Source organism: Pseudooceanicola marinus (genome assembly GCF_002786295.1).
GTDB classification, from domain to species: domain Bacteria; phylum Pseudomonadota; class Alphaproteobacteria; order Rhodobacterales; family Rhodobacteraceae; genus Pseudooceanicola; species Pseudooceanicola marinus.
On the sequence record NZ_PGTC01000010.1, the window covers coordinates 294,077 to 308,879 of the forward strand.

Annotated in this window: 13 protein-coding genes and 1 pseudogene; 11 read left to right on the forward strand and 3 right to left on the reverse strand. The window is 67.6% G+C overall.

The annotated features are described in order from the left end of the window. From CVM50_RS05610 to CVM50_RS05625, 4 genes are all read left to right on the forward strand, one after another. A complete protein-coding gene (locus CVM50_RS05610) occupies nt 1-837 on the forward strand; it encodes an ABC transporter permease (protein WP_085887597.1) in 837 nt (278 codons plus the stop codon). Further along, nucleotides 834-2,432 carry an ABC transporter ATP-binding protein gene (locus CVM50_RS05615; protein WP_085887596.1) on the forward strand — a complete coding sequence of 533 codons (1,599 nt, stop codon included), beginning with the start codon at nt 834-836 and terminating at the stop codon, nt 2,430-2,432. The genes CVM50_RS05610 and CVM50_RS05615 overlap by 4 nt, the downstream gene beginning before the upstream one ends. A 42-nt stretch (nt 2,433-2,474) precedes the next feature. Then, complete coding sequence (locus CVM50_RS05620) at nt 2,475-4,469, forward strand: CocE/NonD family hydrolase (protein ID WP_085887595.1); 1,995 nt, start codon at nt 2,475-2,477, stop codon at nt 4,467-4,469. Nucleotides 4,470-4,609: 140 nt separating this feature from the next. Beyond that, complete coding sequence (locus tag CVM50_RS05625) at nt 4,610-6,157, forward strand: ATP-dependent DNA helicase (RefSeq protein WP_085887594.1); 1,548 nt, start codon at nt 4,610-4,612, stop codon at nt 6,155-6,157. A gap of 202 nt (nt 6,158-6,359) precedes the next feature. Here the strand turns inward: CVM50_RS05625 and CVM50_RS05630 are convergent, their stop codons facing one another. Then, nucleotides 6,360-7,238 carry a 3-hydroxybutyryl-CoA dehydrogenase gene (locus tag CVM50_RS05630; protein ID WP_268808203.1) on the reverse strand — a complete coding sequence of 293 codons (879 nt, stop codon included), beginning with the start codon at nt 7,236-7,238 and terminating at the stop codon, nt 6,360-6,362. A 133-nt stretch (nt 7,239-7,371) separates the two neighbouring features. Here CVM50_RS05630 and CVM50_RS05635 point away from each other — a divergent pair, with 133 nt between their 5' ends. Further along, a complete protein-coding gene (locus CVM50_RS05635) occupies nt 7,372-8,205 on the forward strand; it encodes a DUF6473 family protein (RefSeq protein WP_085887942.1) in 834 nt (277 codons plus the stop codon). A gap of 108 nt (nt 8,206-8,313) precedes the next feature. Here the strand turns inward: CVM50_RS05635 and CVM50_RS05640 are convergent. Further along, nucleotides 8,314-8,397 (reverse strand): annotated as a pseudogene (locus CVM50_RS05640) (electron transfer flavoprotein subunit beta/FixA family protein); the annotation flags it as partial. 104 nt (nt 8,398-8,501) lie between these two features. Between CVM50_RS05640 and CVM50_RS22140 the strand changes: the two are divergent. The 6 genes from CVM50_RS22140 to CVM50_RS05665 all read left to right on the forward strand — a co-directional run bounded on the left by CVM50_RS22140 (nt 8,502) and on the right by CVM50_RS05665 (nt 13,708). Then, nucleotides 8,502-8,636: a hypothetical protein gene (locus tag CVM50_RS22140; RefSeq protein WP_268808202.1), complete on the forward strand. Its 135-nt coding sequence runs from the start codon at nt 8,502-8,504 to the stop codon at nt 8,634-8,636. A gap of 82 nt (nt 8,637-8,718) precedes the next feature. Then, nucleotides 8,719-9,447, forward strand: a complete 729-nt coding sequence (locus tag CVM50_RS05645) for a haloacid dehalogenase type II (RefSeq protein WP_085887592.1) — start codon at nt 8,719-8,721, stop codon at nt 9,445-9,447. A 196-nt stretch (nt 9,448-9,643) separates the two neighbouring features. After that, complete coding sequence (locus CVM50_RS05650; RefSeq protein WP_085887591.1) at nt 9,644-9,913, forward strand: DksA/TraR family C4-type zinc finger protein; 270 nt, start codon at nt 9,644-9,646, stop codon at nt 9,911-9,913. 266 nt (nt 9,914-10,179) lie between these two features. Next, complete coding sequence (locus CVM50_RS05655; RefSeq protein WP_085887590.1) at nt 10,180-11,574, forward strand: DUF1800 domain-containing protein; 1,395 nt, start codon at nt 10,180-10,182, stop codon at nt 11,572-11,574. Further along, on the forward strand, nt 11,574-12,869 hold the full coding sequence (locus tag CVM50_RS05660) for a DUF1501 domain-containing protein (protein WP_085887589.1): 1,296 nt from the start codon (nt 11,574-11,576) through the stop codon (nt 12,867-12,869). Before CVM50_RS05655 ends, CVM50_RS05660 begins: the two co-directional genes overlap by 1 nt. 128 nt (nt 12,870-12,997) lie before the next feature. Next, nucleotides 12,998-13,708, forward strand: coding sequence for a GNAT family N-acetyltransferase (locus CVM50_RS05665; protein ID WP_085887588.1), 711 nt, complete (start codon nt 12,998-13,000; stop codon nt 13,706-13,708). Between the two features lie 48 nt (nt 13,709-13,756). Here the strand turns inward: CVM50_RS05665 and CVM50_RS05670 are convergent, their stop codons facing one another. After that, nucleotides 13,757-14,623 carry a branched-chain amino acid aminotransferase gene (locus CVM50_RS05670; RefSeq protein ID WP_085887587.1) on the reverse strand — a complete coding sequence of 289 codons (867 nt, stop codon included), beginning with the start codon at nt 14,621-14,623 and terminating at the stop codon, nt 13,757-13,759. Nucleotides 14,624-14,803 lie beyond the last annotated feature (180 nt).

The following is a 14,803-nucleotide window of genomic DNA, read 5'->3' on the forward strand; positions in this document are numbered from 1 at the left end:
ATGACGGCCCTGACCACTCGGGCGGCCTCGGTGCCGCTCACCGGCTGGATCGGCATGGCGCTGATCGCCCTGAACCTGTTCCTGTTCCTCTTCGGGCCGATGCTGGCCCCCTACGGGCAGGAAGAAATCGTCGGCGTCCCCTTCGATGTGCCGCAGCCCGGGCACCCTCTGGGCTTTGACCAGAACGGACGGGACATGCTGTCACGCCTGCTCTACGGCGCGCGGACCTCCATCGGCATCTCGCTGGCGGCGGTCTGCCTGTCCTTCGCCATCGGCGTGCCGCTGGGCATCCTGGCGGCCATCCGTGGCGGCTGGATGGATCTGGTCCTGTCGCGGCTGGTGGACACGGTGATGTCGATCCCTGTGCTGATCTCGGCGCTGGTGGTGCTGCAGGCGCTCGGCTCCTCGCTGCCGGTGCTGATCGTGACCATCGCCTGCCTCGACAGCACGCGGGTCTTCCGCCTGGCGCGGCTCGTGGCGCAGGGGATCAACGTGATGGAATATGCCGAGGTGGCCCGCCTGCGCGGCGAAGGCCTGATCTGGATGATCCGGCGCGAGATCCTGCCAAACGTGATGCCGCCGCTGGTGGCCGAGTTCGGCATGCGCTTCTGCTTCACCTTCCTCTTCGTGGCGGGGCTGTCCTTCCTTGGGCTGGGGGTGCAGCCGCCCTTCGCCGACTGGGGCGGCATGGTGCGCGACAATCAGCAGGGCATCCTCTATGGGCTCTACGCTCCGCTGTTCCCCGCCGCCGCGATCGCACTGGTGACCATCGGCGTGAACCTGACCGTGGACTGGATGCTGTCCGGCCGCACCACCGTGCAGGGAGACAACAGATGAGCGACGACATCCTCCGCATCCGCGATCTGCGGGTGTCCACCGACACGGGCGTCGAGCTGCTGCACGGCGTGTCGCTCGAACTGGAGCGGGGGGAGATCCTCGGCCTGATCGGCGAAAGCGGTGCAGGCAAGTCGACCATCGGACTGGCCGCCATGGGCTATGGCCGGGGCGGCTGCCGGATCACCGGCGGCGAGGTGCAGCTTGCGGGCAAGGATCTTGCCAGCTGCACCCGGCGCGAGCGCGAAGCGGTGCGCGGCGCGCGCATCGCCTACGTGGCGCAAAGTGCCGCCGCCGCCTTCAACCCGGCGCACCGGCTTGAAAAGCAGATCATCGAGGCGCCGCTCTACCACGGCTTGATGACCGAGGCCGAGGCCCGCGCCTGGATGGTCGAGCTGTTCACCGCGCTCGGCCTGCCGGAGCCGGAAACCTTCGGGCGGCGCTTCCCGCACCAGGTTTCGGGCGGCCAGCTGCAGCGCGCGATGGTCGCGCTGGCCATGGCCTGCAAACCGGACGTGCTCGTGCTCGACGAGCCGACCACGGCGCTGGACGTGACCACCCAGATCGAGGTGCTGCGCCTGCTGCGCGACACGATCCGAAAGTACGAAACCTCCGCGCTTTACATCACCCATGACCTGGCCGTGATCGCGCAGGTGGCTGACCGCCTCGTGGTGCTGCGCCACGGGCAGGAGGTGGAAACCGGTCCGACGCAACAGATCCTGACCGCCCCGCGCGAGGACTACACCCGGCGTCTTGTCTCCGAACGGCAGGCCAGCCTGTCGGCACCGGCGGGCGCGGCCCACAAGACCGGGCAGGAGCTTCTGCGTGTCGAGGAGGTGGACGCCACCTACGGCAAGGCGCCGGTGCTGTCGGGGATCGACCTGTCGGTGAAGCAGGGTGAGACCGTCGCCATTGTCGGCGAAAGCGGCTCGGGCAAATCGACGCTGGCGCGGGTCGTGGCGGGACTGCTGCCGCCGTCGCGTGGGCGGGTGGCCTTCGATGGCGCCGCCCTGCCGCCCAGCTACCGCAGGCGGGGCAAGGACCTGCTGCGCCGGATCCAGCTGATCTACCAGCTGCCCGACGTGGCGCTGAACCCGCGACAGACCGTGGCCGAGGCCATCGGCCGACCACTCAGCCGCTTCCAGGGGCTGACGGGCGGCGCCAACCGCGCCGAGGTATTGCGCCTGCTGGACCAGATCGGCCTGCCCGCAGAGATGGCCGACCGTCTGCCGGGCGCCCTGTCGGGCGGGCAGAAGCAGCGGGTCTGCATCGCGCGGGCGCTGGCCGCGAAGCCCGACCTCATCATCTGTGACGAGGTGACATCGGCGCTCGATCCGCTGGTGGCCGAGGACATCCTGCGCCTGCTGCGCCGCCTGCAGGACGAGCTGGGGATCACCTACCTCTTCATCACCCACGACCTCAGCGTGGTGAAACGCCTCGCCGACCGAACCGTGGTGATGCAGAAGGGCCGGATCGTCGAGGAGGCCGAGACGGATCGCCTCTTCGCGGCGCCGGCGCAGGCTTATACCCGCGGGCTGCTGGCCTCGGTGCCGCAGCTCGATCCCGGCTGGCTCGACAGCGTGCTGACCGCGCCCTGAACCGACCACACATTCAAGACCTACCCAGAAACGGAGCCCGACATGGCCACCGAAATCATTGAACACGTCTGGATACCCATGTCCGACGGCACCCGGCTGAGCGCCCGGATCTTCCTGCCGGACGGGCCGGGCGGCGCCCCGGCGCCGGCGATCCTCGAATATATCCCCTACCGCAAGCGTGACGGGACCCGTGGCCGTGATGCGCCGATGCACGGCTATTTCGTGCAGCAGGGCTATGCCGCCGTGCGCGTCGACATTCGCGGCACCGGGGACAGCGAAGGCCACATGGCCGACGAATACCTGGAGCTGGAACAGGATGACGCGGTCGAGGTCATCGCCTGGATCGCCGCGCAGGACTGGTGCGACGGCAACGTCGGGATGATGGGCAAGAGCTGGTCCGGCTTCAACTCGCTGCAGGTGGCGGCGCGCCGCCCCCCGGCGCTGAAGGCGATCATCACCTGCTACTCCACCGATGACCGCTTCAAGGACGACATTCACTTCATGAATGGCTGCCTGCTGAACGACAACCTGTGGTGGGGCTCGATCATGATGGCCTACCAGGCCCGTCCGCAGGACCCGGAGGTCACAGGCGAAGCTTGGCGCGGCGCCTGGGAAAAGCGGCTCGACGACCTGCCGTTCTTCCCCGCGCTTTGGGCCGAACACCAGTCCTACGACGACTACTGGAAGCACGGCTCGGTGCAGGAGGATTATTCCGCCATCACCTGCCCGGTGCTGGTCGTCGGGGCCTGGGCGGACAGCTACACCAACTCGGTACCGCGCCTGCTCGAAAACCTGACGGCGCCCTCGCGCGGCATCATTGGCCCCTGGGGGCATGTCTACCCCCACGACGGGGCCCCCGGCCCGGCGATCGGTTTCCTGCAGGAGGCGACGCGCTGGTGGGACCAATGGCTGCGCGGGCGCGACACCGGCGTTATGGAGGAGCCGAAGCTGCGCGCCTACATCAATGACCCCGTCGCCCCGAACCCCACGCGCCCGCACCAGCCGGGCCGCTGGGTCGGCAGCGCCTGGCCCCGGGAAGAGCCGATGCAGCAGATGCACCTGGGCGGCAATGGCACCCTGGGCGACAGGGCAGAGGCGCCCGCGCTGCTGCCGATCCGCTCGCCGCAGAGCCATGGCATCGCGGCGGGGGAATGGATGGCGGTCGGCTGCCCCGGCGAGATGCCTGCCGATCAGCGGATCGACGATGGCGGGGCGCTGACCTTCGACACGCCGGTGCTGGAGGAGGACCTGGAGATCCTCGGCGTGCCGGAGCTTGACCTGCACCTGGCCTCGGACAAACAGGTGGCGCAGGTGGTGGTGCGCATCGGTGATGTGGCCTCGGACGGCCAGATCACCCGCGTCACCTACCAGGTGCTGAACCTGACGCACCGCGACGGCCATGCCGATCCGAAACCGCTGGAGCCGGGCCGGTTCGAGACGGTGAAGGTGAAACTCTCGGCCTGCGGTCACCGCTTTGCCGCCGGTCACCGGCTGCGGGTTTCGGTGGGCACCGCCTACTGGCCGATCATCTGGCCCTCGCCCGAGGCCGCAACGCTGACTATCGACACCGCCGCCTCGGCGCTGCATCTGCCGGTGCGCGCGGGGGGCGACAGCCATCCCGGGTTCGAGCCGCCGGCGCATGGCATCGAGGTGCCTGTCACGATGATCCGCCCTGCGACGCTGGAGCGGACCGCGACCACCGATTTCCTGACCGGCGAAGTGACCTATGTCACCGACGGCCAGGGCGGGCTGTTCGGCGAGGGCGTTTTGCGCTTTGACGAGGTGGGCACGGTGTTGTCGCACAGCCTGCGGCGCGAGCTGAAGATCCATCCCGACGATCCGGCCACGGCGGCCTATCGGCTGAGCCAGGTCTACGAGATGGGCCGCGAGGGCTGGCAGACGGTGATCCAGCTGGAGACCGAGATGACCTCGGACCGGGACAGCTTCTTCCTGAAGGGGCGCATGGATGTCAGCCACAACGGTGAACCGGTCAGGACCCGCACATGGGACGAGACCCTGCCGCGCAACCTGATCTGACCCGATGAAGAGCCCCGCTGGGGCTCTTCTTTTATCCGCCGCTGCCCCCAGACCCCGAGTCGCTGGCCGGAGCCTTCGGGTGTGCTAAACGCAACCGCACTCTCTGGCGCTTCGGGCGCTGACAGGATAGCGTCGCGGCCATGAACACTGTCCCCGCGCTCACCTTCTCAGACGACCAGGCCCAGGCCTGGGACCGCATCGCCGAGACCCTTCAGGGGGCGGGCATCGACCTCGTGAACGGCACCACGGAACCGGCCCAGGAGGGCCGCCAGAGGTCGCTGGCCGTGCTGGGCAAGGCGGGCTCGGGCAAGACCATGCTGCTGGCGCAGCTCTACAAGGCCTGCGAGGAGGCGGGGGTCTCGATCGTGTCGGGCGATTATGAGCCCAAGCGCGACCGCGACGCGCGGACCCTGGCGATCCTGGCGCCCACGAACAAGGCGGCGTCTGTGCTGCGCCTGCGCGGCGTGCCGGCCACCACCATCCACCGCATCCTCTACAAGCCGGTCTATGACCCGGAGTACGAGAAGATCGCCGAATGGCTGGAAGGGCAGGGCGAGTTGCCCGAGATCGAGGGCGTCACGCCGGAGATGATGGCCCGCGCCAAGGCCAGCTACGAGGTGAACAAGTCGATCCCGGCGGCCCTGGCCATGGCCGGGCTGCGCGGGTCCGATTTCATCACCGGCTGGAAACGGCGGGACGATCCGCTGGACGTCGGCTTCATCGACGAGGCCTCGATGCTGGATGAACGCCAATACGATGACCTGAGGGAGATCTTTCCCAACCTCGTCCTCTTCGGCGACCCGGCGCAGCTGGCGCCGGTCGGCCAGTCGGGCAAGATGGTCTTTGAAAGCCTGCCCGAGCCGGCGCAGCTGACGCTGGCGCGGATCCACCGCCAGGATGCAGACAACCCGATCCTCGACCTGGCGCATGCGCTTTCGGACCCCATGGTCGATTTCTACGCTTTCGAACGCATGGTGGAGGAAAAGGCCCGCCAGGATGACCGCGTGGTCTTCGCCGGTCGGGTCGAGGCCGGGTTGATGGCCCGCTCGCCCGTTCTGGTCTGGCGCAATGTCACAAGGATCCGCCTGATCAATGCCTTCCGGCTGGTCCATGGCGCGCCCGAGGATTCCCTGCTGCCTGGTGAGCCGCTGATCTGCGACGGGCTGGAACTGCCGTTGAAGCACCGCAAGAAGCGCCTGGATCTGGAGGCACGCGGCCTGATCAAGGGGGCCCAGGTGATCTATCTCGGGCCGGGCAAGCGCGGGGGCTTCTCGCGGCTGCACGTGGTCGGGGCGGAGAACCCGCAGGTCTCGGCCGCCTCCATCGTCAAGATCGAGAAACCGGACGAGGAAGAGCCTTTCATCCCCTTCGCCGCCCGCATGGGCGCCACCTTCCTGCACGGGGCGGCGGTGACGATCCACAAGGCGCAGGGCTCGCAGTGGCGCGACGTGCAGGTCTTTGCCCCGGATATCGAGATCGCCTCGCGCATGGGCCGGGTCGAGGCGGGGCAGCCACTGTGGAAGCGGCTGGCCTACGTGGCGATCACCCGGGCGGAGGAACGTCTGCTGTGGGTCACCCGCAACCGGCTGGCGAAACCGACCGAGCCGTTGTCGGTCGACGACCTGCGCGCCAAGACGCCCGCCCCGGCGCTGGAGTTGCAGGCGCAGAGCGAGTCCGATTTCGGCTGAGACCTGATGAGGGGGCAGGGGTGTGGCCCCCGGGACGGCATGGCGGCTGACGGCCCATTTCAGAAGGCGTTCTGCCTGCCGTTCGGGCCTCTTTTCGAGGAACAGATCGTCGGCCGCGTTGCCCTCGCCGGAGGGTCGCCAAAGAAACGGGGCGGGATCGTCGGATCCCGCCCCTTTTACCGTTCCTCGCCTGCCACGGGCCTCAGCGCGTCGGCACCGGCTCCTCGCCGCGGTAGTCGTAGAAGCCGCGGCCGGTCTTGCGGCCCAGCCAGCCGGCTTCGACGTATTTCGTCAGCAGGGGGCAGGGGCGGTACTTGGTATCCGCGAGCCCCTCGTGCAGCACGTTCATGATCGCCAGGCAGGTGTCCAGCCCGATGAAATCGGCCAGTTCCAGCGGGCCCATCGGGTGGTTCGCGCCCAGCTTCATCGCCTCGTCGATCGACTTCACGTTGCCCACGCCTTCGTAAAGCGTATAGACCGCCTCGTTGATCATCGGCATCAGGATGCGGTTGACGATGAAGGCCGGGAAATCCTCGGCGCTCGACGCGGTCTTGCCCAGGGTCTCGACGACCTTCAGGCAGGCCTCGTAGGTTTCCTGGTCGGTGGCGATGCCGCGGATCAGCTCCACCAGCTGCATCACCGGTACGGGGTTCATGAAATGGAAGCCCATGAACTTCTCGGGCCGGTCGGTGCGCGAGGCCAGTCGTGTGATCGAGATCGAGGAGGTGTTCGAGGTCAGGATCGTCGAGGGCTTCAGATGCGGCAGCAGCGCGTCGAAGATCGCCTCCTTCACGTGCTCCTTCTCGGTCGCGGCCTCGATCACCAGGTCGGTGGGGCCGAGGTCGGTCAGCTGCAACGTGGTGGAAATGCGCGCCAGCGCCTCGGTCTTGGCCTCTTCCGAGATCTTGCCCCGGCTGGCCTGGCGTTCCAGGTTCTTGGTGATCGTCGCCAGGCCGCGATCCAGCGCCTCCTGGCTGATGTCGTTCAGCAGCACATCGTATCCCGCCAGGGCAAAGACATGGGCGATGCCGTTACCCATCTGGCCTGCGCCGACCACGCCTACCGATTTGATCTCGACCACTTCAGCCTCCTTTGCGGTGTTCGCGCGCAATGTGGACCGCCAGCGCCCGGGCCGCAAGCCCCGGGCACCGCTTAGGCCTTTGGCAAGCTTTGCCCGGCACAGTGGCGCCCGGGTGAAGAAAATGGTGGGTGTGATGAGCTACGACCAACCGGGCCGCGGTGGCCTCGACTACTTTCCGTGCCGCTACGGGCGGTCGAAGACGCTGTTCCGGGGGCCAAAACGGCGCACCGAGGGGGCCTTCATCGCCTACCTGGGCGGGGCGGAGACCTATGGGCGCTTCATCTCGCATCCCTATCCGGCGATCCTGGAGGAACGGCTGGGCGTACCGGCGGTGAACCTCGGCTGGGCCAATGCCGGCGTCGATGCCTTTCTCGGGGATCCCGACCTCTTGCAGGTGGTGGGCCAGGCGCGGGCCGCGGTGATCCGCCTGCCCGGGGCGCAGAACATGTCGAACCGCTTCTATTCCGTGCATCCGCGCCGCAACGATCGCTTCCTGCAGGCCTCGACCCTGTTGCAGACGGTCTATCGGGAGGTCGACTTTACCGAGTTCCACTTCACCCGCCACCTGCTGACAGCCCTGCGGGAGTGTTCCTCGGATCGTTTCGTCATGTTGCGGGAGGAGTTGCAGGCCGCCTGGGTGGCGCGCATGGGCCAGTTGCTGGATCGCATCCCGTTGCCGGTGCTGCTGCTGTGGTTCGCCGATGCAGCCCCCAGCGACGTGACCCTGGCGGAAGACCTTGATGCCGATCCGCTCTTCGTCACCGCCGGTATGATCGAGGCGCTGCGCCCCCGTGTGAATGGCGTGGTGACGGTGGTGCCCTCCGACGCCGCCCGGGCCGAGGGCACGCGCGGCATGGTCTTCTCCGCGCTGGAGGCGCCAGCCGCCGCTGAACAGCTCTCCTCCGCGGCCCACGGGGAGGTCGCCACGGCGCTGGCCCCCGCGCTGAAGGACATATTGGAGCGCTGATCGCCCCTGCGAACCGTTCGGACCTCCCGCGCAAAACCTTCAGCGCAGGGAGCGAGGACAAGGTACAAGAGCAGGGCGCCCACGAAAAAAGGCCCGCCGAAGCTGGCCTTCCTTCAGCCTGATCGCCTTTTTAAGGGCGATCTCGTCGAATGGGTTCATCGACACCTCCACATTCGCAAGATCGACACCCGACGGGCCTTGCCCCCTTCCACGTCAGACGCTCGGTGCCGACGGCAACCCGGCACCACATCTCGGCGCCGGGGGCCTACCGGTCCGAGGGTCCTGCCGACGCGGCCATGATCGCGACCTCGGTGAAGGCGCTGAAAGAGCGCGCGCATGTGCTCGGCGCCGTCTTCACGGAACTCGTGCGGGGGTCCGGCGGGGTCATCGTGCAGCCGCACGGCTGGCTGAAGGCCTTGCACCTGCCCTGACGATCAATAGCAATGAGATAGACATGATCGTCGACCGTATCGAAACCAGCCTCAACGCCCTGACTTTCTGAAGGACAATTCCATGAACCTTTCCGATTACAAGATCCTCACCTTCGACGTCTACGGAACGCTGATCGACTGGGAAAGTGGCATGGTCGAGGGGCTGAAGCCCCTGACCGAGCAGCTCAAGGAACCGAAATCGCGCGATCAGATCCTGGAGGCCCATGCCTACCACGAAAGCACCCAGCAACGCTGGACCCCGGCGATGCCCTATCGCCGCCTGCTGGCCACCGTCCACCGCCGCCTGGCGGAGGAATGGAATATCCCCGTCACCTGGGAAGACTGTCTGGTCTACGGCGACAGCGTGAAGAACTGGCCCGCTTTCGAGGATTCCGCCGCCGCCCTGCAATACCTGCAGAAGTACTACAAACTGTGCGTGCTCTCGAATGTTGACGCACAGTCGTTCAAATATTCGAACGACAAGCTGGGTGTCACTTTCGACCACGTGTATACCGCCGAAGATGTGGGCTCGTACAAGCCATCTGATCGTAACTTCGAGTACATGATCGAACACCTGGCGCGTTGCGGTATCGAGAAGAAGGACATCCTGCACACCGCGGAGTCGATGTTCCACGATCACAAGCCCGGCAACCGCCACGGCCTGACCTCGGCCTGGATCTACCGCCGACACGACAAGGAAGGCTTCGGCGCGACCATGAACCCGGGTGAGATGCCCTCCTACGATTTCCGCTTCAATTCCATGGCGGACCTGGTCGCCGCGCACCAGAAAGCCATGAGCCAGCCGTCCTGACATCTGTAGGGACCTGGTACTGAGCAGCCCCACGCGACACTGAGACTGGTCAGGATAGGCATCAACATCCTTGGGGAGTTGATGAAGAATGGTCGGTTTTCGACCGTTCGCCTGTCTGAGCACGTGGGGCTTTCCGCCCCCTTTTCAGCGTCTCAAGGCATACTATCTTTAGAGTCTCATCCGAAGGAGGTCCGTCATGGCTGGTGGTTGGGCGCGGGATGGCGCCGTCAGTGAACAGATCGAAGCGTCGATCAGCGACGAGTTGAAGCGCATGCAGGCCCGGAAGGGCCCGCAGGGCGAAAGCCGGACCCATTGTGCCGAATGCGAAGAGCCGATCCCCGAGGCGCGCCGTCAGGCCCTGCCGGGGGTGAAATTATGCATCGACTGCCAAGTCGAACGCGACGGGCAGCCGGCCCGGCGGGCTGGCATCAACCGGCGCGGATCCAAGGACAGCCAGCTGAAATAGGGCCCGGCCGTTGTTCGGACCCGAGGCGCGTCATTCCGGCCGGCCCGCACGGTCGACGGGCCTAAGCGCGATCCTGTGGCTCGTCATGTCCGTCTCCTTTGATTTTGGCCCAGTGTCGCGCCGCGGGTGGGGTGGATTGCGATGAATGCGCCGCAGCGGGGGACGGGCAGGGGACGCGGGCGTTAACCGCGCCCCCGCGCGCGCCGCGCTCCCGAATCCTGTCGGGCGTGCTAGGATCGGCCAAACCCCGATGCACAGGCCCCCGCATGTCCTTTGACCCCCACCTTGCCGAGATCCGCTTCGGCACCGGCCTGTCGCCGCGGCTGGCCCCGGCCCTGAGCGCCGCGGCCCTGCTGGCTCGCCTGCGCGGCCCGGACGAGGCGGCGGCGGCCTATCCTATCGAGGGGTGGGCGGGCTTTCAGGCACGGCTGGCCCGGGCGGCAGAACTGACGGAGATCCGCAAGGCCGCGCGGAACGACGCGGCGGGGCTGCGCGCGGCGAAGAAGCAGCAGAACCTGCACAACAAGGCGGCGCGCCAGGCCCGCGCCGACTGGGTGGTGTCGATGGTCCTGCGCCGGGCCCATACGCCTGACGGGTTCCGCGAACGGCTGACCGCCTTCTGGGCCGACCACTTCACGGTGCAGGGCAAGTTCGGTATCCCCCGGCGCGGCGTCGCCCCCTTTACCGAAAGCGCGATCCGCCCCCATGTGGCAGGCCGCTTTGCCGATATGCTGATCGCGGCCACCACCGCGCCGATGATGCTGCACTACCTCGACCAGGCCAGTTCCATCGGCCCGAACGCGCCGGAGGTGAAGCGCCGCGGCGGGCGTGCCGGCCTGAACGAGAACCTGGCGCGGGAAGTGATGGAGTTGCACACTCTGGGCGTCGGAGGCCCCTACACCCAGGACGACGTGCAGCAGCTGGCGGAACTGCTGACCGGCCTCAGCTTCACCTTCGAGGAGGGGTTCGTCTTCCGCCCCCGCTTCGCGGAACCGGGGCCGGAGACGGTGCTGGGCAAGACCTATGGCGGGGCCGAGGTGCCGCATCTGGCCGAAGTGACCGAGGCGCTGGAGGACCTGGCGCGCCACCCCGCCACGGCCCGCCACCTGGCGCGCAAGCTGGCGATGCATTTCGTCTCGGACGCCCCGCCCGAGGGGCTGATCGCCGACATGGCTGCGCGTTATGCCGAGACCGACGGACAGCTGGCCGAGGTCTATGCCGTGCTGCTGGATCACCCCGCCGCCTGGGCGGCGCCCCTGGGCGGCAACGTGAAACCGCCGGTGGATTTCATCGGCTCTGTTTTGCGGGCGCTGGACGTGCCGGCGGCGAAGATGCCCCTGGGGGATGAACGCGGGTTCCGCATCGCCCTGGCGGCGCCGATGGAGCAGATGGGCCAACCCTGGGAACAGCCCAACGGGCCGGATGGCTGGCCGGAGGCCGACGGCGACTGGATCACCCCGCAACGCTATGCCGCGCGGCTGCAATGGCTGACCTCGGCGCCGCTGCTGCTGCTGGACGAGGTACCGGACCCGCGCGAGGTGCTGCAAACCGCCCTGGGGCCGCTGGCGCCCGAGGGGCTTCGCTTTGCCGTGGCGGCCGCCCAGACCCGGATCGAGGGCCTGGCGCTGGCCTTCGCCGCCCCCGCGTTTCAGAGGATGTGATGATGGGCAACAGGTTGAACCGACGGGATTTCCTTTGGCGCTCCGCGCTGATCGGCTGTTCGGCGGCGGCCAGCCCGCTGGTCACGCCCATGTCCTTTGCCGCCGCCCCCTGGGACAATCGGCTGGTGGTGCTGATCCTGCGCGGCGCGCTGGACGGGCTGGATGCCCTGCGCCCGGTGGGGGATCCCAATTTCGCCACCCTGCGCCCGGATCGTGGGGCAGGGACGGGCGTCGCGCTGGATGGCGCGTGGGAGTTGCACCCGGCGCTGGCGCCCCTGGTCCCGCTCTGGCGGGCGGGGGAGCTGGGCTTCGTCAATGCCACCTCCACCCCCTATCGCGACAAGCGCAGCCATTTCGATGGCCAGGACATCCTGGAGGCGGGCACGACGGGCGTCGGCCAGGCCCGGGACGGCTGGCTGAACCGCATGTTGCAGGCGGTGCCCGGCATCGAGGCGGAGACGACCTACAGCATCGGGCGGGGCGACATGCTTCTGACCACGGGCGCTGCGCCGGTGTCGAACTGGTCCCCCGATGCGGCCCTCAGCCTCAGCCCGCAGACCGAACGGCTGCTGGAGATGGTGACGCATGACGATCCGCTGTTCCGCGATGCCCTGGGGGAGGCGCTGGTGCTGTCTGGGCTTGTGGCGCCCGGTTTGGCGGGTGAAATCCTGCAGATGGCTGAGATGATGGAGATGGCCGAGGGGGGCGCGATGGACAGCGGCGGGGTGATGGACCGGGGCGACATGCAGGACGCGCGCAAGGCCTTGGCGGAGGCAGCAAAGGCGGCGCGTAGCGCCGGCGGCTACGACGCGCTGGCCCGCTTTGCCGCGCAGAAACTGCGGGCCGAGGCGCGGATCGCCACCTTCTCGATCAACGGCTGGGACACGCACGCGGCGCAGCACCGTACGCTGCAAGGCCCGCTGGAAAGCCTGGCCTCGGTCCTGCTGACCCTGCGGGACGATCTGGGGCCGGCGGTCTGGGGCAAGACGGCGGTGGTGGCGATGACCGAGTTTGGCCGCACCGCGCGATTGAACGGCACCGGGGGCAGCGATCACGGCACCGCCGGGCTGATGATCTACGCGGGCGGCGCACTGCGGGGGCAGCAGGTGACCGGCGGCTGGCCCGGTCTGGCCGAGGCCGATCTGTATGCCCGCCGGGATCTTTTGCCGCTGAGCGATGTGCGCGCCCATGCCGCCGGGGTGATGCAGGGCCTCTTCGGGCTGGACCGCGCGGTGCTGGAGGGGCAGGTCTTCCCGGGTCTCGACATGAGCGGAGCGGCGCGCCTGGTGCTGTGACCTGCCCCAGGTGTGGGCGATTTCGGCGCCGGACCGCCGCCGCGGCCCTTCCCATGTGGCAAGGTTTTTCCTATCGTTTCCCGAAGACTAGCGCGCCACGGGACAGGCGCCGGAAAGGGAGACGGAGAATGAGCCAGGATCGCCCCCTCGGGCCGCCGGTCGAAAACTGGCAGGTACCGCCGGCGCCCCCGCGCGATCTGGTGTTGGAGGGGCGTCAGGTGCGCCTGCGCCCGCTGCGCGCCGATGCCCATGCGGGGCTGCTGCACGCGGCCTACGGTGACCGGGATTGGCTGTGGGATTACATGCCGGTCGGCCCCTTCCATTCAGCGCCGCAGTACCACCGCTGGGTGCGCTCGGTCGAAGAAGGGCCGTCGGTCTTCCTTACCATTGAGGACCGGCAGAAGGGGCCGCTTGGCGTGGCCTCCTACCTGAACATCGTGCCGGAAAATGGTTCGATCGAGGTGGGCAACATCACCTTTGCGCCGGCCCTTCAGGGCACCGTGGCGGCGACCGAGGCGATGGTTCTGATGATGAACTGGGCCTTCGAGGCGGGCTATCGCCGCTACGAATGGAAATGCAACGCCCTGAACCTGCCCTCGCGCCGCGCGGCGCAGCGGCTGGGGTTCAGCTATGAAGGTGTCTTCCGCCAGCACATGGTGGTGAAGGGTCGCAACCGCGACACCGCCTGGTTCGCCATTACCGACAGCGACTGGCCGGCACTGAAGGAGGCCTATGGGGTCTGGCTGTCGCCGTCGAACTTCGACGAGGCGGGGCGGCAGCGGGAACGCCTGTCGGATCTCACGCGGCTGGTGCGGGTGACCTCGGACCCGGAAGTCTGAGGCCGTCCTGCGGGCCGCCACGAGGCGGGCGGCCCGGCGCCGGAGGGCTTACATCTTCATGTCGGTCTTCGCCCAGTCCCAGTAAAGCTCGCGCGTGCGCTTGGTGATCGGGCCGATGTCGTAATGGGTGTCCTCGAACTGAGTGACCGGGGTGACCTTGGCGAAGTTGCCGGACAGGAACACCTCGTCTGCGGCTTCGAAATCGGCATAGGTCAGCACGGCCTCATGCACGGTGATGCCATCGGCGCGCAGGTTCTTGATGTGCCGCGCGCGTGTCAGGCCCGACAGGAAGGTGCCGTTGGCGATCGGGGTGAAGACCTCGCCATCCTTGACCATGAAGATATTGGCGGTGGCGCTTTCGGCGACATTGCCCAGCTGGTCGGTCACCAGGGCATTGGTGAAGCCCCGCGCGCGCACCTCGGCGATCATCCGGCCGTTGTTGGGGTAGAGGCTGCCGGTCTTGGCGTTGCAGACAGCCACGTCCAGGGTGGGCCGGCGGTAGCGGGTCTTGCCCAGGGTCGCGGCGGCGTCTTCCGCCGGCATTTCCATCGCTTCCAGCGCCATGCAGAAGCCGGTACCACCGCCGTAGGCCGGTTCCACCACGCTGGCCTCGCCGGTGATCCCCCAGTACATCGGGCGGATGTAGATCGCCTCGCCGGGGGCAAACTTGGTCACGCCCTCGCGGACGATCTCGATCATCTGGTCGACCGTGTAGGTCGGCTTGATCAACATCGCCTCGGCGGAGCGATTGACCCGTTCCAGGTGCGGGCGCAGGTCGGGCATGAGCCCGTTGACCAGCCGCGCGCCGTCGAAGACCGTCGACCCCAGCCAGGCACCGTGGTCGCCGGCCTTCATCACAGCGACATCGCCCTGATACCAGCTGCCATCGAAAAAGGTGTGGATTTCGCCTGCCATGTTCGTCTCCTGTGGTCGATTGGGCCTAGGGATAGACGTTTGACCGGGGGGATGAAAGGGGCAGGCCGAGACCAGGCCCCCGGCCCAGGAGGCCGGGGATTTGGTGCTCAAAAATGGCTTCTTGAAATGGTCTGCCGAGACTCGGATCGGGGGGGTGATCCTTGCCCTCACCAGCACCTT